This is a genomic window from Frateuria edaphi (genome assembly GCF_021117405.1).
In the GTDB taxonomy this organism is placed as follows: Bacteria; Pseudomonadota; Gammaproteobacteria; order Xanthomonadales; family Rhodanobacteraceae; genus Frateuria_A; species Frateuria_A edaphi.
On record NZ_CP088251.1, the window covers coordinates 3,097,968 to 3,118,239 of the forward strand.

General features: G+C 68.1%; 18 protein-coding genes. 13 read left to right on the plus strand and 5 right to left on the minus strand.

Annotation, left to right across the window (positions count from 1 at the left end):
- Positions 1-100 precede the first annotated feature (100 nt).
- Both LQ772_RS14470 and LQ772_RS14475 read left to right on the plus strand, forming a co-directional pair.
- The gene (locus LQ772_RS14470) at positions 101-1,024 is read left to right on the plus strand and encodes an ABC transporter ATP-binding protein (RefSeq protein WP_231321740.1); all 924 of its coding nucleotides are present in this window, start codon (positions 101-103) and stop codon (positions 1,022-1,024) included.
- On the plus strand, positions 1,021-2,424 hold the full coding sequence (locus LQ772_RS14475) for a hypothetical protein (protein WP_231321742.1): 1,404 nt from the start codon (positions 1,021-1,023) through the stop codon (positions 2,422-2,424). The genes LQ772_RS14470 and LQ772_RS14475 overlap by 4 nt, the downstream gene beginning before the upstream one ends.
- Positions 2,425-2,523: 99 nt before the next feature.
- Here LQ772_RS14475 and mpl read toward each other — a convergent pair whose 3' ends face one another.
- Both mpl and LQ772_RS14485 read right to left on the minus strand, forming a co-directional pair.
- Positions 2,524-3,894, minus strand: coding sequence for a UDP-N-acetylmuramate:L-alanyl-gamma-D-glutamyl-meso-diaminopimelate ligase (mpl, locus tag LQ772_RS14480; protein ID WP_231321744.1), 1,371 nt, complete (start codon positions 3,892-3,894; stop codon positions 2,524-2,526).
- A 187-nt stretch (positions 3,895-4,081) separates the two neighbouring features.
- Complete coding sequence (locus LQ772_RS14485) at positions 4,082-4,666, minus strand: adenylate kinase (protein ID WP_231321745.1); 585 nt, start codon at positions 4,664-4,666, stop codon at positions 4,082-4,084.
- Between the two features lie 171 nt (positions 4,667-4,837).
- On the opposite strand from LQ772_RS14485, the gene LQ772_RS14490 reads away from it, so the two are divergent.
- The 6 genes from LQ772_RS14490 to ppa all read left to right on the plus strand — a co-directional run bounded on the left by LQ772_RS14490 (position 4,838) and on the right by ppa (position 12,816).
- Positions 4,838-6,100 (plus strand): 6-phosphofructokinase, encoded by a 1,263-nt coding sequence (locus LQ772_RS14490; protein ID WP_231321748.1) that lies wholly within the window; start codon positions 4,838-4,840, stop codon positions 6,098-6,100.
- A gap of 129 nt (positions 6,101-6,229) precedes the next feature.
- Entirely contained in the window at positions 6,230-6,541 is a 312-nt protein-coding gene (locus LQ772_RS14495) for an RcnB family protein (protein ID WP_231321750.1), read from the plus strand.
- A 200-nt stretch (positions 6,542-6,741) separates the two neighbouring features.
- Complete coding sequence (locus LQ772_RS14500) at positions 6,742-8,778, plus strand: sodium-translocating pyrophosphatase (RefSeq protein WP_231326064.1); 2,037 nt, start codon at positions 6,742-6,744, stop codon at positions 8,776-8,778.
- A 254-nt stretch (positions 8,779-9,032) separates the two neighbouring features.
- Complete coding sequence (locus tag LQ772_RS14505; protein WP_425600800.1) at positions 9,033-11,144, plus strand: prolyl oligopeptidase family serine peptidase; 2,112 nt, start codon at positions 9,033-9,035, stop codon at positions 11,142-11,144.
- A 46-nt stretch (positions 11,145-11,190) separates the two neighbouring features.
- Complete coding sequence (locus LQ772_RS14510) at positions 11,191-12,021, plus strand: 2OG-Fe(II) oxygenase (RefSeq protein WP_231321752.1); 831 nt, start codon at positions 11,191-11,193, stop codon at positions 12,019-12,021.
- Positions 12,022-12,282: 261 nt separating this feature from the next.
- The gene (ppa, locus tag LQ772_RS14515; protein ID WP_231321754.1) at positions 12,283-12,816 is read left to right on the plus strand and encodes an inorganic diphosphatase; all 534 of its coding nucleotides are present in this window, start codon (positions 12,283-12,285) and stop codon (positions 12,814-12,816) included.
- A 46-nt stretch (positions 12,817-12,862) separates the two neighbouring features.
- Here the strand turns inward: ppa and LQ772_RS14520 are convergent, their stop codons facing one another.
- The gene (locus LQ772_RS14520; protein ID WP_231321756.1) at positions 12,863-13,789 is read right to left on the minus strand and encodes a LysR family transcriptional regulator; all 927 of its coding nucleotides are present in this window, start codon (positions 13,787-13,789) and stop codon (positions 12,863-12,865) included.
- A 138-nt stretch (positions 13,790-13,927) separates the two neighbouring features.
- Here LQ772_RS14520 and LQ772_RS14525 point away from each other — a divergent pair, with 138 nt between their 5' ends.
- From LQ772_RS14525 to LQ772_RS14535, 3 genes are read left to right on the plus strand one after another with little or no spacing between them, the layout of a single operon-like run.
- On the plus strand, positions 13,928-14,335 hold the full coding sequence (locus LQ772_RS14525) for a tautomerase family protein (protein WP_231321758.1): 408 nt from the start codon (positions 13,928-13,930) through the stop codon (positions 14,333-14,335).
- Positions 14,336-14,343: 8 nt separating this feature from the next.
- Positions 14,344-15,405, plus strand: coding sequence for an aldo/keto reductase (locus LQ772_RS14530; RefSeq protein ID WP_231326066.1), 1,062 nt, complete (start codon positions 14,344-14,346; stop codon positions 15,403-15,405).
- Positions 15,402-16,418, plus strand: a complete 1,017-nt coding sequence (locus tag LQ772_RS14535; RefSeq protein ID WP_231321759.1) for a zinc-binding alcohol dehydrogenase family protein — start codon at positions 15,402-15,404, stop codon at positions 16,416-16,418. The genes LQ772_RS14530 and LQ772_RS14535 overlap by 4 nt, the downstream gene beginning before the upstream one ends.
- A 1-nt stretch (position 16,419) precedes the next feature.
- Here LQ772_RS14535 and LQ772_RS14540 read toward each other — a convergent pair whose 3' ends face one another.
- Positions 16,420-17,037 (minus strand): ferritin-like domain-containing protein, encoded by a 618-nt coding sequence (locus tag LQ772_RS14540; protein ID WP_231321760.1) that lies wholly within the window; start codon positions 17,035-17,037, stop codon positions 16,420-16,422.
- A gap of 157 nt (positions 17,038-17,194) precedes the next feature.
- Positions 17,195-17,845, minus strand: a complete 651-nt coding sequence (locus LQ772_RS14545; RefSeq protein WP_231321761.1) for a TetR/AcrR family transcriptional regulator — start codon at positions 17,843-17,845, stop codon at positions 17,195-17,197.
- A gap of 356 nt (positions 17,846-18,201) precedes the next feature.
- Between LQ772_RS14545 and LQ772_RS14550 the strand changes: the two genes are divergently transcribed.
- Complete coding sequence (locus tag LQ772_RS14550; protein WP_231321762.1) at positions 18,202-18,861, plus strand: protein-L-isoaspartate O-methyltransferase family protein; 660 nt, start codon at positions 18,202-18,204, stop codon at positions 18,859-18,861.
- A 29-nt stretch (positions 18,862-18,890) separates the two neighbouring features.
- Positions 18,891-20,231: a TolC family outer membrane protein gene (locus LQ772_RS14555; RefSeq protein ID WP_231321763.1), complete on the plus strand. Its 1,341-nt coding sequence runs from the start codon at positions 18,891-18,893 to the stop codon at positions 20,229-20,231.
- The last annotated feature ends 41 nt before the right edge of the window (positions 20,232-20,272 follow it).

The following is a 20,272-nucleotide window of genomic DNA, read 5'->3' on the forward strand; positions in this document are numbered from 1 at the left end:
GGCAGGATACGCCGGCGACGCCGACCCGGATGACAACCATCACTGGACGATCGTGCCGCATGCCTCCACAGTGCGACGGCCTCCACCGGAACTTCCGCCGATGGCCACGCTCTTGCCCTTTCCTGCTCCTCCCGCGGTTGCCGCTGCCACGGCCGCGCCGGTCCTGCGCGTTCACGGCCTGCGCAAGGCCTTCGAAGGTCGCGAGGTGTTGCGCGGGGTGGACTGGCAAGTGCCGGCCGGGCGCGTGATCGGTCTGCTCGGCCGCAACGGCGCCGGCAAGACCACGCTGTTGCGTTGCCTGCTCGGGCTGGCGCCGATCGACGCGGGCACGATCGAACTGTTCGGCGCGCCGATGACCGAACCGGGCGGCGAGCGGCTGCACAGGGTCGGCTTCGTGCCACAGAATTTCGAGCTGTTCCCGTGGATGAAGGTGCACGCGTATCTCGACTTCACCGCCGCCTTCTACGCGCGCTGGAACCACGCGCTGGCGGAGCGCCTGCTGCGGGAGTGGGAGCTCGACCCCAAACAGAAGATCGGCCGGCTCTCGCAGGGGCAGCGGCAGAAGCTCGCCATCGTGCGGGCGATCGCGCCGGAACCGGATCTGCTGGTGCTGGACGAGCCGGTCGCGAGCCTCGATCCGCAGGCGCGGCGCGCCTTCATGGCCGAACTGCTCGCGCTGATGCGCGGGCCGGGCAAGACGGTGATCTTTTCGACCCACATCACCGCCGACCTGGAGCGGGCCGAGGCTGACATCGCGTTACTGCGCGACGGCCATATCCAGTTCACCCGCCCGCTGGCCGAACTCAAGGCGCGGCTCTCCCACGCCGTCCTCAGTCGCCCGGCCGGCTGGACGACGGCGCCGGCGCTGGCCGGCGTGATCAAGTCACGCATCGCCGGCGCCAGCCTGCACCTGCTCTTGGAAGACGTGCCAGCGGAGCGATTGCATCAACTGGCCAAGGACGAGGACGCCAGCCTGCGCATCGAGATGCCCACGCTGGAGGACCTGTTCGTGGAACTGGCATGAAGGCGATCGTCCAGCTGTGGCTGCTGCCGAGCCGGCAGATGCCGCTGCTGGGCGTGCTTGCTCATCTCTTGTGGCTGGCCGCGCTGGGCTGCCTGGCGTGGATGACGCCGCACGCCGATGGCGCGGCACTGGCCGCCGGCCTGCTCGCGATGGGCAGCTGGTTCTGGCATCTGGGTCTGGCCACCACACTGCGCAGCGCGTGCAAGCCTGAGACCTTCCTGCTGCCCGCGTTCCGCCGGCATCTGGCGGCCTTCGGGCTGCTCGACGCCATGGTCTGGGTCGGCCTGCCCGCGATGTTGGCGCTGATCCTGGGCGTGCCGCACGTGCCGCTCGGGAGCGCGTTGCTGTTGCTCGCCGGGGCGATGGGTTTCGCGATGGGCGTGGAACGCTGGGTGAGCCTGCTGTTCTGGCCACTGCTGGTGCTCGCCGGCTGGATGCCGGGGCTGGTCGGCGCGATCGTGCACGACGCGTGGCGTTCGCCGCTTACCTTGCCGCTGTTGCTGCTCCTGGCCGTGTTGCTTCTCCGCCTAGCGCTGCATCCCATGCTGCGGGTGACCGACCGGCCGCCGGACACCTCGCCGCTGGAGGGACTCAGCCTCGGACGCAACGCCAGCGCCGAGACGGCGCCCCGGCGCAGCGCGCTGGGCCGGCGCTTCGAGGGCTGGTTCGACGCGATCGCGCAACGGGCGATGGAGCGCGCGTTGATCCGCTACCGCGAACAGCCGACCGCTGCACGGCGCCGCACGCTCGTACGCCGGCTGCTTTTGCCGCACGACAACGTGGCGGCGATCGGGCTACGCATCGCGATCATGGCGGTGTTCGCAACGCTGTACGTGGTGGTCGCCCTGCACCGGAAGCATTTCAACGCGACCGTGGTGGGTGCCTACGCCGTGCTGATCGCGCTGGCGCGATTCCCGCAGATCGGCCGCGGCATGGCGCGCATGCGTCCCAACCTGGCCGACCTGTACCTGACGCTGGCCCCGGTCACGCGCATCGAGTACCAGCGGGCGCTCGCCGATGCCCTGACGGTGCTGATGCCGGTCGGCACCGTCACCGCCCTGGCGTACACCGTGCTGGGCATCGTGCTGACCCATGCTGCGCAGCCGGGGCTGATGCTGATGGTGACGCTGATCGTCGCCACCAGTGGGGGCCTGGTCGCGCTGGCGGTGCATCTGATCGGACCGCAGAACGCGGTCGGCCGGCACCTGGTCAACGCGGCCGTGCTGATCGGCACGATGGCAACGTATTGGGCTGGCGTCTGGCTGATCGACGTCTTGGGCTACCTCTTCGGCGGCGGGCTGCTGGCGCTCCTGACGCTGGGCTTCGGACTCGGCGTGTGGTTTGCGGCGCAGCGCGAGTACCAGCGACGCGAGCCCTGCTTCGACGCACCGCTGGCGTGATGGCTTGCGCCCTCTGCCCGGGCGGGCTGTAGGACGCGGCTCGCACACTTTTCCGCAAGCCTTGTTCCCACCCCAGCATCCGCCGAAGGAGGGAACAGGCTAGTTCAACGCGTCGACGAAGCGGCGCGGCGCGTTCTCGAAACCGCCGTTGGACATGAACACGACGTGGTCGCCCGGACGCGCTTGCGCACGCAGGGCCTCGACCAGGGCATCCACCGTCGGCGCCGTCCGGCCACGGCCCTGCAGCGCCTCGGTCACGCGAGCGGCATCCCACGGCAACTCGGGGCGGTGCAGGAATACCACCGCGTCCGCATCCGCCAGCGAGGGCGCCAGTCCCGCCGCGTGCGCGCCCAACCGCATGGAATTGGAGCGCGGCTCCAGCGCGACCAGGATGCGCGCCTTGCCAACCCTGGCGCGCAGGCCGGCAAGCGTGGTCGCAATTGCGGTCGGGTGATGGGCGAAGTCGTCGTAGACGCGCACGCCACCGGCTTCGCCGACCAGTTCCATCCGTCGCTTGACGCTCTGGAAGGTGGCGAACGCGGGCAGCAGCGCGCGCGGGTCGGCGCCGGACGCGCTGGCGGCGGCCAGCGCAGCGAGCGCATTGAGCACGCTGTGGTTGCCCAGCAGCGACCAGCGTACCTCGCCGATCGTCTCGCCCCGGTACTGCACGGCGAATACCGAACCATCCGTCTCGACCAGCCGCGCCTGCCAGTCGCCCTGGCCGATCCCGAACGTCTCCACGGGCGTCCAGCACCCCATCGCCAGCACGTCGGCGAGGTTCGTGTCGTGCGCGTTGACGATCAGCCGCCCATTGCCCGGCACGGTGCGGACCAGGTGGTGGAACTGTCGCTGGATCGCGGCCAGGTCCGGAAAAATGTCCGCGTGGTCATATTCGAGGTTGTTGAGGATGGCGATACGCGGGCGGTAGTGCACGAACTTCGAGCGTTTGTCGAAGAAGGCGGTGTCGTATTCGTCGGCCTCGATCACGAACGGCGCGGCCTGGTCGCCCAACCGTGCGGAGACGCCGAAGTTGCCCGGCACGCCGCCGATCAGGAAACCCGGCGCCAGCCCTGCCTGATCTCTGGAGGCGTGGTCCAGCAAATGGGCCAGCAGGCTGGTGGTGGTGGTCTTGCCGTGGGTGCCGGCCACCGCCAGCACCTCGCGTCCGGCCAGCACGGTCTCGCCCAGCCACTGCGGGCCCGACACGTAGCGCAGGCGCGCATCGAGCATGTGCTCTACCGCCGGGTTGCCGCGGGTCATCGCGTTGCCGACCACGACCAGGTCGGGCGGGGGCGTGAGGTGCGCGGCCGTATAGCCGTCCATCAGACGGATGCCGAGGGCTTCGAGCTGGGTGCTCATCGGTGGATAGACAGCGGCATCGGAGCCTTCCACGGTCAAGCCGAGTTCGCGGCCGAGCGCGGCGACGCCGCCCATGAAGGTGCCGCAGATGCCGAGGATGTGCAGACGCATGCGTTTCGAAACCCCTCCCTCTCGCCAGTTGGGCTCCCCTCTCCCGCCGGGAGAGGGGCTGGGGGTGAGGGTGTCGGGCTTGCGGTGAGCGGAGCTTTCAAACGGCGGCAAGCTCTCGCTTCGCCCGCCCCTCGCCCCGATCCCCGCCCCCGTGCCTGATCAGAAGGGGCAGCGGGAGCAGATTGCGTCAGCCGTTGGCGGCGGCCGACTCGCTTTCCAGCGCGCGCTTGATGCGCGCGGTCACTTCGTCCAGCTCGCCGACGCCGTCGACCACCTGCAGCTTGCCGCGCTTGGCATAGAAGTCGGCCACCGGCGCGGTCTGTTCGGCATAGACGCCCAGGCGCTTGCGCACGGTGTCGGGATTGTCGTCGGCGCGGTTCTCGGCCTGGAATCGGATCTGGCAGCGGCCGACGATTGCCTCGTTGGGCACCTCGAGCTTGACCACGGCGTCCAGCGGCTGGCCGATGCGCGAGAGCAGATGGTCCAGCGCGTCGGCCTGGGTCAGGTTGCGCGGGTAGCCGTCGAGGATGAACCCGTTGCGCGCATCGTCCTGCGCCAGGCGCTCTTCCAGCATGCCGAGCAGGATGTCGTCGGAGACCAGCTGGCCGGCATCCATCACCGCCTTGGCCTTCACGCCCAGCGGCGTACCCGCCGCGACCGCGGCGCGCAGCATGTCGCCAGTGGAGATGTGCGGTACGTTGAGGTCGGCCTTCAGCCGCGCGGCCTGCGTGCCTTTGCCCGAACCGGGCGCACCGAGTAGGACGAGTCGCATAATGCTCCAGGGCGTGTGGTCCGCACGCACGCTGCGGCGGTTCGTCAGATTTCACCCAAGGGGCGTCAAAGTACCGTCTGGACCCGGTAGCGTCAAACCGAGCCGCGCTCCGATGCGCGGCAAGTCGCTGTTTCTCAAGGGTACATGCCCGACCTTGCCAAGGAGATCGCCATGAGTCCTGCTTCCCGTTCCGGCCGACTGCTCTATGCACAGTCCGGCGGGGTCACCGCGGTGATCAACGCCACCGCCGCCGGGGTGATCGAGACGGCGCGCGCGCGGGGCGTGCCGGTTTACGCGGCCCGCAACGGCATCCTGGGCGCGTTGCGCGAGGAGCTGATCGATACGACGAAAGAGTCGAGAACCGCCATCGCCGCGCTGCGCCACACGCCCGGCGGCGCCTTTGGCTCGTGTCGCTACAAACTCAAGTCGCTGGAGGACAACCGCGCCGAGTACGAGCGGCTGATCGAGGTGCTGCGCGCCCACGACATCCGCTGGTTCCTCTACAACGGCGGCAACGATTCGGCCGACACCGCACTGAAGATCTCCCAGCTCGGCAAGGCGATGGGCTACGACATCCGCTGCATCGGCGTGCCCAAGACGGTGGACAACGACCTGGCGGTGACCGACTGCTGCCCGGGGTTCGGCTCGGTGGCCAAGTACACCGCCGTGTCGGTGCTGGAGGCCAGCCTGGACGTGGCGTCGATGGCCGACACCTCGACCAAAGTATTCGTGCTGGAAGTGATGGGCCGCCACGCCGGCTGGATCGCCGCCGCCGCCGGCCTCGCCGGCGAAGGCCCGGACGCGCCGCCGCACGTGATCCTGTTCCCCGAAAACGTGTTCGAGGAAGCGGCGTTCCTGGCCAAGGTCAAGGACACGGTCGAGCGGGTGGGCTGGTGCACGGTGGTCGCTTCGGAAGGCGTGCGCGACGCGGCTGGCCGTTTCCTCGCCGAGGGCGGCACGCGCGATGCCTTCGGCCACGCGCAGTTGGGTGGCGCGGCCTCGGTGCTGGCGCAACTGGTCAAGGACAAGCTCAAGTACAAGGTGCACTGGGCGCTGCCTGATTACCTGCAACGCTCGGCCCGCCACCTGGCCTCGGCTACCGACGCGCTGCAGGCCTACGCGGTCGGCCGCGCGGCGGTGGAGTTCGCGCTGGCCGGGATGAACGCGGTGATGCCGGTGATCGTGCGTACCTCGGACTCGCCTTACCGCTGGAAAATCGAGCCGGCGGAGCTGAAGAAGATCGCCAACCGCGAAAAGAAACTGCCCAGAAGTTTTGTCCGCCGCGACGGTTTCGGCATCACCGACGCCGCGCGCCGCTACCTGTCGCCGCTCATCCGCGGCGAGGCACCGCCGCCCTACGGCAAGGACGGCCTGCCTGCCTACGTTTCCCTGCGCAACGTGGCGGTAGCCAGGCGCCTGCCTGCCTTTCCCTGAGGCGACAGGCACCCGTTTCCTTGCTGAGCGTCACGTGAAGGCCGTGTGGAGGTGGCTACCATGCGTTCAGTCGCAGATTCCTACGCTGCGAATCACCCGGGCCCCGCGCCCGGCCAAGGGAGAGACACGATGAAATTCCTGCTGAGCGCCCTGTTTGCCCTGCCGCTGCTTGCCGCCAGTGGCGCGGCGCTGGCCGACCATGACCACGGCCGCGGGCGCGGCCACGACAAGCACGGCCACGACGAGGGCTGGCACGGCCACGGCCATCACCACTGGGAGCGCGGGAGCCGCTACGAGGGCACGGTCGTGGTCATCCACGACTACGAGCGCGTCCGCCTGCGCCCGCCGCCGCGTGGCTATCACTGGGTGCGCGACGACAACAACGATTACGTGCTGGTCGCCATCGCCACCGGCATCATCCTGGACTACGTGCTCAACTGAGCCTTCGTGGGCTCTGACGCGGCCGGGGCGCTTCGCCCCGGCCGCGTGCGTTTCCGGCGCCCGCTGCGGCGCACAACGATCAATCACATCTCCCCTGCCTATACTCGCCGAGGCCGCTGTCGAAGCGGCCTGGGGCGAGCTGCCCGTGAGGCAACCCGCCTGTCGCGGTATCCACTCACCTGGGGAGGCACCGAATGCAGATGCAGGACGGTATGTGGTTGTGGATCGCGCTGGGGTGCGCGGTCCTCGCGATTCTCTACGGTTTGGTCTCGGTACGCTGGGTTCTCAGCCGCTCGGCTGGCAACGAACGCATGCAGGCGATCGCCGCGGCCATCCAGGAAGGCGCTCGCGCCTACCTCAATCGCCAGTACGGGACCATCGCGCTGGCGGGGATCGTCCTGCTGGTTCTGATCGGCTTCTTTCTCAGCTGGTACACGGCGATCGGCTTTTTGATCGGCGCGGTGCTCTCCGGCGCCACCGGCTACATCGGCATGAATGTCTCGGTGCGCGCCAACGTGCGTACCGCCGAGGCCGCGCGCAGCGGCATGCGGGCCGCGATGGACGTGGCGTTCCGCGGCGGCGCGATCACCGGCATGCTGGTGGTCGGCCTGGCGCTGCTGGGCGTGACCGGCTACTGGTTGATCCTCAACACCCTGCACGTGCCCGACCCGCTGCACCCGCTGGTCGGCCTGGCCTTCGGCAGCTCGCTCATCTCGATCTTCGCGCGCCTGGGTGGCGGCATCTTCACCAAGGGCGCGGACGTGGGCGCCGATCTGGTCGGCAAGGTTGAGGCAGGCATTCCGGAGGACGACCCGCGCAACCCGGCGGTGATCGCCGACAACGTGGGCGACAACGTCGGCGACTGCGCCGGCATGGCCGCCGACCTGTTCGAAACCTACGCAGTGACGGTGATCGCCACCATGCTGCTGGGCGGCCTGATGTTCGCCAACGACCCGCACGCGGTGCTCTACCCGCTGGTGCTCGGCGGCGTATCGATCATCGCCTCGATCATCGCCACCTTCTTCGTCAAGGTGCGCGAGGGCGGCTCGATCATGGGCGCGCTGTACAAGGGCGTGATCGTCTCGGCGGTGCTCTCGGCGATCGGCTTCTGGTTCGTCACCCGCGAGTTGCTCCCGCAGGGCCTGCCGACCGCCGACGGCGGCATCGACAGCATGGCGATCTTCTGGTGTGCGTTGATCGGCCTGGTGCTGACCGGCCTGATCGTGTGGATCACCGAGTACTACACCGGCACGCAGTACAAGCCGGTGCGGCACATCGCGCAGGCCTCGACCACCGGCCACGGCACCAACATCATCGCGGGCCTGGGCGTGTCGATGAAGTCGACCGCGTGGCCTGTGATCGTGGTCTGCGCTGCGATCTGGGGCGCGCATTACCTGGCCGGCCTGTACGGCATCGCCATCGCCGCCACCTCGATGCTCTCGATGGCCGGCATGATCGTGGCGCTGGACGCCTACGGCCCGATCACCGACAACGCCGGCGGCATCGCCGAGATGGCCGACCTGCCGCCGGAAGTGCGCGGCATCACCGACCCGCTCGATGCGGTGGGCAACACCACCAAGGCGGTGACCAAGGGCTACGCGATCGGCTCGGCAGCGCTCGCGGCGCTGGTGCTGTTCGCCGACTACACGCACAACCTGGCCGTGAACAACGCGGGCCAGACCTTCGCCTTCGACCTGTCCGACCATATGGTGATCATCGGCCTGCTGATCGGCGGCCTGATCCCGTATCTGTTCAGCGCCATGGCGATGGAAGCGGTCGGGCGCGCGGCCGGTGCGGTGGTGGAGGAAGTGCGCCGCCAGTTCCGCGACATTCCCGGCATCATGCAGGGCACTGGCAAGCCGGACTACTCGCGCGCGGTGGATATGCTCACCCGCTCGGCCATCCGCGAGATGATCGTGCCCTCGCTGCTGCCGGTGGCGGTGCCGATCGTGATTGGCCTGCTGCTCGGGCCCAAGGCGCTCGGCGGCGTGCTGATCGGCACCATCGTCACCGGCCTGTTCGTGGCGATCTCGATGACCACCGGCGGCGGCGCCTGGGACAACGCCAAGAAGTACATCGAGGACGGCAACCACGGCGGCAAGGGCTCGGAGGCCCACAAGGCGGCGGTCACCGGCGACACCGTGGGCGACCCCTACAAGGACACCGCCGGTCCCGCGGTCAATCCGCTGATCAAGATCATCAACATCGTGGCGCTTTTGTTGATCCCATTGCTGTAGGCCGCCTCGAACCCGCTCCCACTCTTCTCCGGGGAGAGGATCGGGGACGGGCCGCTCTTGCGACTGACCCACTGCCGAAGGCCCTTCACGGGCCTTCGCTTTTGTGGGACGCACTAGCGGGGTTCTCCGCGAGGCCCCGCACACGTCCCAGCCGTCTTCCGGAGGCCAGAGGGAGCAAGGCGCGCCCGACGTCCCTCACAGGCACTGCATCGCCCCAACGGCCACACTCACCCGCTCCACAGGGGATATCCGATATGACCCACACACGCTGGCTCGCCCTTGCGCTGGGCCTCACACTGGTAGGCATGACACACGCACAGACCTCCGCGCCGATCGGCGCACACGCCACCGGCGACGCGTACCTCTGGCTCGAGGACATCGATGGCGTCCGCGCCATGGACTGGGTCAAGCAGCAGGATGCGGCCACGGTCGCCGACTACGCCCAGTCACCCGAATTCAAGCGGCTCGATGCCCGACTGCTCGAAGTGCTCGACTCGAACGAGCGGATCCCCTTCGTGGAGAAGCTGGGCGGGCACTACTACAACTTCTGGCGCGACAAGTCCCACCCCAAGGGTCTGTGGCGGCGCACGACGCTGGCCGAATACCGCAAGGCGGACCCGGCCTGGGAAACGGTGCTGGATCTGGACGCGCTGGCCGCGACCGAGCACGAGAACTGGGTCTGGCATGGCGCGCAGTGCCTGAAGCCCGACTATCGCCGCTGTCTGCTCTCGCTCTCGCGCGGCGGCGCGGATGCCGATGTCGTGCGCGAGTTCGACCTGCATGACAAGGCGTTCGTCGAGGGTGGCTTCATGTTGCCCGAAGCCAAGAGCCAGGTGGCCTGGGCCGACCGGGACCACATCTTCGTGGGCACGGACTTCGGTCCTGGCTCGATGACCGAATCGAGCTACCCGCGTATCGCCAAGCTGTGGACCCGCGGCACGCCGCTGGCCGAGGCGAAGACGATCTACGAGGGCAAGTCGGAGGATCTCGCGGTCAGTGCCTACCGTGATCTGACGCCCGGCTACGAGCGCAGCTTCGTGCAGCGCGCACTGGCCTTCTACGACAGCGAGAGCTACCTGCTGGGCAAGGATGGCAAGCTCACGCGCATCGACGTGCCCACCGACGCCGAAACCAGCGTCGAGCGCGAGTGGCTGCTGATCGAGCCACGCAGCGATTGGGCCATCGGCGGCCACACCTACAAGGCCGGCTCGCTGCTGGCGACGAACTTCGGCGATTTCATGGCGGGCAAGCGCGACGTCACCGTGCTTTTCGAGCCGACCGACACCACCGCGCTGGACGGCTTTTCCTGGACGCGCCACCACCTGATCCTCAACGTGATGGACGACGTGGTGAACCGGCTCGAAGTGCTCACCCCGCAACCGGGCGAATGGAAGCGCCAGCCGCTCCGTGGCGCGCCGGCGCTGTCCTCGATCGACGCCGGCGGCATCGACGCGGACGAAAGCGACGACTACTTCCTCACGGTCACCGGTTTCCTGCAGCCGACAACGCTGTACTACGGCACGCTCGGCAACGGCGATGCCGAGGCCATCAAGCACAGCCCGGGCTTCTTCGACGCCTCGAAATACCAGGTCAGCCAGCATTTCGTGCATTCGAAGGACGGTACCCGCGTTCCGTACTTCGAGATCGCGCCGAAGGAGCTGAAGCTCGACGGCAACAATCCCACGCTGCAATACGGCTACGGCGGCTTCGAGATCTCGTTGCAGCCGAGCTACAGCGGCAGCATCGGCCGCGCCTGGCTGGAGCACGGTGGCGTCTACGTGATCGCCAACATCCGCGGCGGTGGCGAATACGGCCCGCGCTGGCACAAGGCCGCGCTCAAAGCCCATCGCCTGCGCGCCTACGAGGACTTCGCGGCGGTGTCGGAAGACCTGATCCAGCGCAAGGTCACTTCGCCGAAGCACCTTGCCGCGATGGGCGGCAGTAACGGCGGCCTGCTGATGGGCAACATGCTCACGCTCTATCCTCAGCTCTATGGCGCGATCGTCAGCCAGGTCGCGCTATTGGACATGAAGCGGTACACGCATCTGTCCGCAGGCGCATCCTGGATGGCCGAGTACGGCGATCCGGACAAGCCGGCCGAGTGGGCCTGGATCAAGACCTTCTCGCCGTACGAGAACGCCCGGCCGGGCAAGGCGTACCCGCCGGTGCTGTTCACTACCTCTACCCGCGATGACCGCGTGGGTCCCGCGCACGCGCGCAAGATGGCAGCGAAGATGCAGGCGATGGGTTACGACGCGGACTTCTACGAGAACATCGAAGGCGGCCACGGCGGCGCGGCGGACAACAAGCAGTCGGCTTTCATGCACGCGCTCGAATACACCTGGCTGTGGCGGCACGTAAAATGAGGCGTCCGGCGGCCGCCCGGCCGCCGCAACCAACCGCATCGAGCTCATGAAGGCTTCTTCCGGCAACATCGCCCCCCAGTTGCGCGAGTGGATCCTTGCCACCGCTCGCGCGGGCCACGGCGTGCCGGAAGTCCTCAAGCTGCTCAAGGACGCCGGCTATCCGCCGGCGCAATGTCGCAGCGCGGTGGCGGAGGTGCTGAAGATCCCGCTGAGCTCGATCAACGCCAGCGCGCCCGGCGGGCGGCGCACCCGCGCGCCGGCCGCACCTCGGCTGTCCGTCGACGGCCATGAGGTGCGTGTGAGCGCCGGCATGGAGGCGCCAATCGTGCGCGTACTGGACGGCCTGCTCGATGCCGGCGAATGCGCCGCGCTGATCGAGTCGGCGCGACCCAGGCTGGATCGCGCGATGACCGTGGCCGACGACGGCAGGCACCAGGTCGATGAGCGGCGCACCAGCGCCGGGATGTTCTTCAAGCTCGGCGAGACGCCGCTGGTGCGCAACATCGAAGCACGCCTCGCCAAGCTGCTCGACCTTCCGGTCGAGCACGGCGAGGGCCTGCAGGTGCTGCATTACCTGCCCGGCCAGGAATACGAGCCGCACTACGACTGGTTCGACCCCACCCAGCCAGGCTACGCGGCGGTGACGGCGCGCGGCGGCCAGCGCATCGCGAGCGTGGTGATGTACCTCAACACACCCGAGGAAGGCGGCGGCACCGCGTTCCCGAACGTCGGGCTGACGGTCACCGCGCAGACCGGGTCAGCCGTTTATTTCGCCTACGAAGGCGGCGACACCAGCTCGCTGCATGCTGGTTTGCCGGTGATCCGCGGAGAGAAGTGGATCGCTACCAAGTGGCTGCGCGAGCGGCCTCTGCGATAAGCGGGCTGCGACGGGCGATTCCAGCACCCGTTCGCGCTGAGCGTAGCCGCCGGCGAGGTCGAAGCGCCTCGAACCCCAGGATCGAACCCATCTCTGCCTGGAGAGGAGGTGTCGACAGGCTCGAGCGAGAGGCATGACACGCTTTTTGGCATGTCCTCGAATAGCCGCCCGCTAAACAGCCGCCGCTCGCTTCGCTGCATTGCAGCAGCGTTTGCCGTATCCTTTCGCGCCTCGCTTTTTCGTTCCCCCCGAAGGATTCCCATGGGTCTGCATCACGTCCCCGCCGGCCGCAACGTGCCGGACGAAATCAACGTCGTCATCGAAATTCCCAAGGACGCCGAACCGGTCAAATACGAAGTGGAAAAGGAAAGCGGCGCGATTTTCGTCGACCGCATCCTGTCCACCCCGATGCGCTACCCGTGCAACTACGGCTACGTGCCGGGCACGCTGGGCGGCGACGGCGATCCGCTGGATGCGCTGGTGATCCTGCCGCTGCCGCTGATCCCCGGCTCGGTGATCCGCTGCATCCCGGTCGGCATGCTCAAGATGTCCGACGAGGCCGGCAGCGACGAGAAGCTGATCGTGCTCCCCGCGCCGAAGATCTTCCCTGGCTACGCGCACATCAACGACATCAAGGGCGTCTCGCCGCACTGGCTCGAGCGCATCGGCCACTTCTTCGAGCACTACAAGGACCTGGAGAAGGGCAAGTGGGTGAAGGTCGATGGCTGGGTCGGCGCCGAGGAAGCGAAGGCCGAGATCCTTGCCGGCGTCGAGCGCTACAAAGCCGCGAAGTAAACCGCTTTGCCCGAGGCGCGCCGCCAATCACGGCGGCGCGCCTTTTTCATGCCTTGTGCGACGGGGCACGCTCCCACGGCGGCACCTCGCCCAGCTGTTCGGCCAGGAAATCCACGAACGCGCGCACCCGCGGCGGCACCAGCCGGCGTTGCGGCATCACCGCCCAGATCGCGCTTTCCGGCAGGGAGTAATCGGGCAGCACCGCCTCCAGGCGACCGCTACGCAGCGCCTCGTGCACATGCCAGTGCGAATGCAGCGCGATGCCCTGCCCGGCCAGCGCGGCATCGCGGACCAGTTCGCCGAGCGTGCTTTCGAAGCGCCCGCGCACGCGGACCACGTGCTCCTGGCCCTGCCCATCGGTCAGCCGCCAGGTGTCCTGCCGCCCATGGCGGCCAGCCAGCAGCACGCATTCGTGATCCACCAGTTCCGCCGGCGTGCGCGGGCGGCCGTGCCGCGCCAGGTACGCGGGCGAGGCGCACAGCAGGCGCCGGTTGGAGGCGAGCCGGCGCGCGATCAGGCTGGAGTCGTCCAGGGCGCCGATGCGAATCGCCAGGTCGTAGCCCGCGCCTACCAGGTCCTGCATCTCGTCGCTCAGGTGCGCAGACAGGCGCAGCTTCGGATGGCGCGCGAGGAATTCGGGCAACAGCGGCGAGAGGTACTGGCGTCCGAACGCGGCCGGCAGGGTCATGCGCAATGTGCCCGAGACGCTCACGGCGCTCTGGCGCAGGTCGGTGGTCAACGCGTCCAGGTCCTCCACCAGCGCGCGCCCCTGCTCGGCCAGCAGCAGGCCTTCCGGCGTGGGGTGCAGGCGGCGCGTGGTCCGCTGCAATAACCGCACTCCGAGGCCGCGTTCGAGTCGTTTCAGGCGCTGGCTGGCGACCGCCACCGAAAGGCCCAGGCTGCGTGCGGCAGCGCTGATCGAACCGAGGTCAAGCACGCGCAGGAACAGGGTCAGGTCGTCCAGCCGGTCCATGATCTTCAATCGTTTGTTGAAAGCGATTCGTCATCCTGCTGCTTTCTGTCGAAAGTGCAAGCGCCTAGCCTGCGCACTCGCGGCCGTGGTGATCAGTGACCCCGGCGCCCGACTTCGGTCTCAGCCGCAGGAGCCACCATGCCATTCACCCACGTCGCCATCCCCGCCGGAACGCCACCCGCTGACAAGGCCGCCATCGCCCGCGGCGTGCACGAAGCGATGGTCGCGACCCTCGGTATTCCCGACGACGATTTCTTCCAGATGGTCTGCGAGTACCAGCCTGATGATTTCCTGTTCGACCGCGGCTTCCTCGGCGTGCAGCGCTCCGATCGCGTGGTCGTCATCCGGATCACGTTGCGGCGAGGGCGCAGCGACGCGATGAAGCGCGACCTCTACGCCCGTGTCGCCGCCAACCTCGGCCGGGACGCGGACATCCGCCCACAGGACGTGTTCGTCTACCTGGTCGAGAACGATTTTTCCGACTGGTCGGTCGGCGGCGGTCGGATGAGCATGGAAATCGCCGTGCAGCGGGAGGTTGACGCATGAACGGAGGCATGGAATACCGCGCTCTGGGCACGTCGGGCTTCATGGTCCCCTCGCTGGGTTTCGGCGCCGGCACCTTCGGCGGCAAGGGGCCGCTGTTCGCCGCCTGGGGCGCCACCGACACCGCCGAAGCGCGCCGCCTGGTGGACATCTGCCTGGAGGCCGGCGCCAACCTCTTCGACACGGCGGACGTCTATTCCGACGGCGCCTCCGAAGAAATCCTCGGCGCCGCACTGAAAGGCCGGCGCGAGCAGGCGATCATCTCGACCAAGCTGACGCTGCGCGCCGGCGCCGGACCGAACGATGTCGGCGCCTCGCGCCACCATCTGGTCGGTGGCGTGGAAAGCGCGCTGAAGCGGCTGGGCACCGACTACATCGACCTCCTGCAGTTGCATCACTTCGACGCGATGACTCCGGTCGACAGCGTCATGGCGACGCTGGACGATCTGGTGCGCGCCGGGAAGGTGCGCTATCTGGGCGCTTCCAACTTTTCCGGGTGGCAACTGATGAAGTCGCAGGCCGCCGCGGACCGGCACGGTCGTGCGCGTTTCGTCGCCAACCAGGCCTACTACTCGCTGGTCGGCCGCGACTACGAGTGGGAGCTGATGCCGCTGGGACTGGACCAGGGCCTGGGGGCGGTGGTGTGGAGTCCGCTGGGCTGGGGCCGGCTTACCGGGAAGATACGTCGTGGACATCCGCTGCCGGCCGGCAGCCGCCTGCACGAGACCGCACAGTACGCACCGCCGGTGGATGAGGAGCGGCTCTATCGCGTGGTCGATGCGCTGGAGGCGGTCGCCGCCGAAACCGGCCGCAGCGTGCCGCAAGTCGCGATCCGCTGGTTGCTGCAACGGCCGACCGTCTCCACCGTGCTTATCGGCGCGCGCAACGAGGCGCAGCTGAAGGACAACCTCGGCGCGCTCGGATGGACGCTGGACGCACAGCAGGTGGCCCGGCTCGATGCAGCCAGTGCGGTCATGCCGCCCTACCCCTACTACCCGTATTGGAACGGCATGTTCGCCGAGCGAAATCCGCCGCCGGTGCCGGCCACCCTGCCCGCCGGAGACGCGTTGTGAAAGCCGTCGCCCTCACCCGCCATCTGCCCATCGACGATCCGGAATCCCTTCTCGACCTGAATCTGCCCGAGCCCGCCCATGGCGCGCACGACCTGCTCGTACGCGTGGAGGCAGTCTCGGCCAATCCCGTCGACACGAAACTTCGCGCGGCCGGACCGGAGATCGAGGCCTCCCCGCGCGTACTCGGCTTCGATGCCGCCGGCATCGTCGAAGCTGCAGGCGCGCGCGCCAGGGGCTTCGCAACGGGCGACCGCGTGTATTACGCCGGCGACGCCACGCGCCCGGGCAGCAACGCGCAGTTGCAAGCCGTCGATGCGCGCCTGGTCGCGCATGCGCCGCGCACGCTCGATCCCGCGCAGGCGGCGGCGCTGCCGCTGGTCTCGCTGACCGCGTGGGAACTGTTGTTCCAGCGCATGCCCTTCGACAGCGAACAGGGCGGCCGCGGACGCACGCTGCTGGTGATTGCGGGTGCGGGTGGGGTCGGTTCGATGGCCATCCAGTTCGCGCGACGGGCAGGCTTCCGCGTGATCGCCACCGCGTCGCGGCCGGAGACGGCCGCGTGGTGTCGCCAGCTCGGCGCGGCCGCGACGATCGACCATCGTGAGCCGTTGGCGCCCCAACTAGCCGCACTCGACCTCGCGCACGTCGATGCGGCGATCAACCTGGCCGACACCGACCGCTACTGGAACACCCTGGGCGAATTGGTCGCGCCGCAGGGGCATGTCGGCCTGATCGTGGAGCCGCGTGGGCCGTTGGCGATCGGCGGCCCGTACAAGGCCAAGTCGATCGGCATCCATTGGGAGTCGATGTTCACCCGTTCGCGCACCGCCGCCGCAGACCTGGCCGAGCAGGGCCGCATCCTCGCCCGCGTCGCGGCGCTCGTCGACGCCGGTCAGGTGCGCGGCATCGCCCGGGAAATCCTCTCGCCGATCAACGCGGCGAACCTGCGCGAAGCGCACCGGCGTCTCGAGGCGGGAAGGAGCATCGGCAAGCTGGTGCTCGCCGGCTGGTGAATCAGTGCTGCCAGCCGGAGCCGGCGTTCGAGGACGGCTTCGCCGGGGGCTGCGGTTGCGCCGGTCGCGCCGGCTCACCCTGCTCGCCCAGTTGTGCCAGCAGCGTGGCCATGTCCTCGGCGTGCTCCTCCTCCTGCGCCAATACCTCTTCCATGATGCGGCGCGTGGTCGGATCGTCTCCGCCGATGTACTCGATGATCGCGCGGTAGGTGTCGATCGCGATGCGTTCGGCCACCAGGTCCTCCTTGATCATGTCGACCAGGTTGGCGCCTTCGGCGTAGTCCGCGTGGGCGCGGCTGAGCAGGCCATCGGGATTGAAGTTGGGCTTGCCGTCCAGTTGCGTGATGCGCTCGGCAATGCGGTCGGCGTGTTCCTGCTCCTGCTGCGCGTGCTCGAGGAACTCGGCCTTAACCGCCTGGGAGTGGATCCCGGAGGCCATGAAGTAGTGGTACTTGTAGCGCAGCGTGCAGACGATCTCGGTGGCCAGCGCCTCGTTGAGCAGCTTGATCACGGTCTCGCGGTCGGCGGTGTAGCCGGCGGTGATCGCACCCTGGTCGATGTGCTCGCGGGCACGTTTGCGGATGGCCTCGATGTCGGTCAGGAATGGCTTGCTTGCCATGTCGGTCCCTCGGTGGTGGGTACCGGCGCAAGCTAGTGGAGACGGCGCGAAACGCCGGTGAAGCATGGCTTGCCCGTTTCCGCAGAGGGGCTTCGGCCCACCGTGGATCTTGGGGCGACGTCGATGGTCGGCCGAAGCCGACCTCACCTCCGCGCGATCAGCGCGGCAGGTAGGCGCGCAGGAACATCTTCACGCCGGCGCGGGCGGTCGCCTCGATCTCGGCGGCGTAGCTGTCCGGGCATTCGCAGCAACCGAACATCTGCCGCATCATCAGGTTGCCCTTGATCAGCGTGAGGAACTGCACGCAGGCGCGCGGCACGTCGTCGATCTGGAGCTTGCCGGCGTCAACCGCCTGCTGCAGCAGGCGTTCCATCAGGCCATGCGTGCGCGTGGCGCCCTCTTCCCACATCAGCCGGCCGTAGCGGGGATTGCCCTGGCGGCAGTCGGAAAGGATCGCGCGGAAGGTGCCGACGGTCTCGGCATTGCAGTCGAGTCTCGCGTGGGTCAGCGCGACGCGCAGCAGCGTATCGGCGATGTCCTCGTGCGGATCGAAGTGGTACGTCTCTTCCGGCAGCAGGTCGTTCACGCGGGCTCGGATGACTTCGCGGAAGAGATTGTCCTTGTCGCCGAAGTGGCTGTAGACGGTGAGCTTGGACACGCCCGCCTCGGCTGCCACGGCGTCCATGCTGGTGCCGGCGAAGGCATTGCGGATGAACAGCGCCTTGGCCGCCTCCAGGATCGCCGCGCGCTTCTCCATGTCCTTCGGACGGCCGGGGCCGGGAGTCTTGGCGTGGGCGGGACAATTCATGGTGACACCTTGGGCGGGAACAGCTTCACAAGAACGAGCGGGAACTTTATTATACGGATCGGTTTACTTATTTCCAGTTTCCCTGGAAGCGGCCTTGCGTTGAACCGCTCTTTCGTCCCTGTGCGCAGTGTACCGCCATGCAGGGCGCGTGCCGGGTGGCGGGCAGCGGCGCGCTTGCCTGGTTACAGGGGGGCTGTGTCCGCGGACACCGCGCCGGGCATGACTTCCGTCAATCCGGCGCGGTGACTTCCGGCACTTCGGGCACCGGCCACGAGGCCGCACGCTAAACATCACTGTCGCGGCGGCCTCCGAACGCTTATCCTTTTGATCTTTTTGATTCTTGCGGACGTTAGACCATGGCGATGAATTTCGAACAGGCACGGCAGAACATGGTCGAGAACCAGGTGCGCCCCTGGGATGTGCTCGATGCACGCGTGCTCGATGCGCTGGCGCAGGTGCGCCGCGAGGATTTCGTGGCGCCGGAGCACCGCCAGCTGGCGTTCGCCGACCTGTGCCTGCCGATCGGTCATGGCCAGGTGATGATGAAGCCGGTGATCGAGGGTCGCGTGCTGCAGGCGCTCGACCTCAAGGCCACCGAAAGCGTGCTGGAGATCGGCACCGGTTCGGGTTTCCTGACCGCGTGCATGGCCACGCTCGCCGCGCACGTGACGAGCGTCGACGTACATGGCGATTTCACCGCGGCCGCACGGTCGCGCCTGGACACGGCCGGCGTTGCCAACGCCACCCTGGTGATCGCGGACGCGGTGCAGGACTGGCAGCCGCAGGACCGGTTCGACGCCATCGTGGTTACCGGGGCCGTGTGGCAGGTCCCGCAGCGTTTCCTGGGCTGGCTCAAGCCGGGAGGCCGCCTGCTGGCGATCCGCGGCGAGTCGCCCGTGCAGCAGGCCGTCCTGCTGACCCAGGCCGGCGCCGGCGGCTTCCGCGAGGAATACCTGTTCGAGACCGACCTGCCGTACCTGGCTCACGCCGAGCCGCCCCGCCGTTTCGTTTTCTGACTTCCTATCGATTGCATGAGGCAACCCCGATGCGCTTGAAGCTGCTGACCCTTGCCCTGGCCCTGTCGGCGACCTCGCTGCCCGGTCATGGCGAGGACCTGATGGACGCATACCGCCAAGCGCGCGCCAACGATCCGGTGCTGTCGCAGGCCGAGGCGCAGCGCCTGTCGGTGGGCGAGACCGTGACGCAGACGCGCGCCCTGCTGCTGCCGCAGCTGTCCGGCCGCGCCACCTTCAGCCAGTCCAGCGGCGCCAATGCGCAGACCGTGACCGAGGGTGGCGCGCCGATCAACGCCGGCCACCTGCGCAGCCGCGACGAATCATTGGAACTGAGCCAGACCATCCTGGACCTCAGCAAGATCGCCGACCTGCATGCCGCAGAATCGCAGGCCGATTCGCAGACCGCCCAGTACGATGCCGCGCAGCAAGAGCTGCTGGTGCGCGTCACCGCCGCCTACTTCGGCGTGCTGACCAGCCAGGACGAGCTGGCCTACGCCAAGGCCAACGAGGACGCCTTCCGGCAGTCCTACGAACAGGCCGAGCAGCGCTTCAACGTGGGCCTCTCGGCAGTCACCGACGTGTACCAGGCCAAGTCGTATTACGAACTGGCCAAGGCGCAGACGGTCGCCGCCAACAACGCGCTGAACGATGCGCGCGAGGCATTGGCGCAGATCACCGGCAAGCCGGTCGGCGACCTGAAGCAGCTGCGCGACGACCTGCCGATGGTGCCGCCCAAGCCGGCCGATCCGAACGCCTGGGTGCAACAGGCGCAGAAGAGCAACCCCAACGTGATCGCCCAGCAGTACAACGTCGAGGCGGCCTCGCACTCGGTCAATTCCGCCCGTGCCGGCCACCTGCCGACGATCAACGCATCGGTCAGCCGCGGCACGTCGTCGAACTGGCTTGAGAACATGGGCGGCGCCTTCGCCGATCGCAACGGCCGCTATGGCACCACCGTGGGCATCACGCTCAACGTGCCGATCTTCTCCGGTTTCGCCACGCAGTCGCGCGTGCGCCAGTCGATCTACCAGCGCGATGCCGCCGAGGATTCGCTGGAAGCCCAGCGCCGCCAGGTCACCCGCGACACGCTCAACTTCTACCGCTCGGTGATCGCGGGCATCAGCCAGGTGGAGGCCAACAAGGCCTCGGTCGAGTCCGGCCAGAAGGCACTGGAAGCCACCCGCGCGGGCTTCGACGTCGGCACGCAGACGATGCTCAACGTGCTCAACGCGATCCAGACGCTGACCCAGGCCGAGAGCAGCTACTCGCAGTCGCGCCACGCGCTGATCCTTGACCAGCTGCAGCTCAAGCAGGCCGCCGGCACGATCGACGTGAAGGACCTCGAGGCGGTCAACTCGCTGCTCCAGTAACACCTATGCCCGCAGGAGCCCGTTCGCAGGCTTCTGCAGGG

Excerpts from the sequence above, each read along its gene's own strand:
- LQ772_RS14525 (WP_231321758.1), top strand. The coding sequence starts at position 13,928 with ATGCCATTCACCCACGTCGCCATCCCCGCCGGAACGCCACCCGCTGAC.
- LQ772_RS14520 (WP_231321756.1), bottom strand. The coding sequence starts at position 13,789 with ATGGACCGGCTGGACGACCTGACCCTGTTCCTGCGCGTGCTTGACCTC.
- mpl (WP_231321744.1), bottom strand. The coding sequence starts at position 3,894 with ATGCGTCTGCACATCCTCGGCATCTGCGGCACCTTCATGGGCGGCGTC.
- LQ772_RS14495 (WP_231321750.1), top strand. The coding sequence starts at position 6,230 with ATGAAATTCCTGCTGAGCGCCCTGTTTGCCCTGCCGCTGCTTGCCGCC.
- LQ772_RS14470 (WP_231321740.1), top strand. The coding sequence starts at position 101 with ATGGCCACGCTCTTGCCCTTTCCTGCTCCTCCCGCGGTTGCCGCTGCC.
- LQ772_RS14530 (WP_231326066.1), top strand. The coding sequence starts at position 14,344 with ATGGAATACCGCGCTCTGGGCACGTCGGGCTTCATGGTCCCCTCGCTG.
- LQ772_RS14475 (WP_231321742.1), top strand. The coding sequence starts at position 1,021 with ATGAAGGCGATCGTCCAGCTGTGGCTGCTGCCGAGCCGGCAGATGCCG.
- LQ772_RS14505 (WP_425600800.1), top strand. The coding sequence starts at position 9,033 with ATGACCCACACACGCTGGCTCGCCCTTGCGCTGGGCCTCACACTGGTA.
- LQ772_RS14545 (WP_231321761.1), bottom strand. The coding sequence starts at position 17,845 with ATGAATTGTCCCGCCCACGCCAAGACTCCCGGCCCCGGCCGTCCGAAG.
- ppa (WP_231321754.1), top strand. The coding sequence starts at position 12,283 with ATGGGTCTGCATCACGTCCCCGCCGGCCGCAACGTGCCGGACGAAATC.
- LQ772_RS14540 (WP_231321760.1), bottom strand. The coding sequence starts at position 17,037 with ATGGCAAGCAAGCCATTCCTGACCGACATCGAGGCCATCCGCAAACGT.
- LQ772_RS14490 (WP_231321748.1), top strand. The coding sequence starts at position 4,838 with ATGAGTCCTGCTTCCCGTTCCGGCCGACTGCTCTATGCACAGTCCGGC.
- LQ772_RS14485 (WP_231321745.1), bottom strand. The coding sequence starts at position 4,666 with ATGCGACTCGTCCTACTCGGTGCGCCCGGTTCGGGCAAAGGCACGCAG.
- LQ772_RS14510 (WP_231321752.1), top strand. The coding sequence starts at position 11,191 with ATGAAGGCTTCTTCCGGCAACATCGCCCCCCAGTTGCGCGAGTGGATC.
- LQ772_RS14500 (WP_231326064.1), top strand. The coding sequence starts at position 6,742 with ATGCAGGACGGTATGTGGTTGTGGATCGCGCTGGGGTGCGCGGTCCTC.
- LQ772_RS14555 (WP_231321763.1), top strand. The coding sequence starts at position 18,891 with ATGCGCTTGAAGCTGCTGACCCTTGCCCTGGCCCTGTCGGCGACCTCG.
- LQ772_RS14550 (WP_231321762.1), top strand. The coding sequence starts at position 18,202 with ATGGCGATGAATTTCGAACAGGCACGGCAGAACATGGTCGAGAACCAG.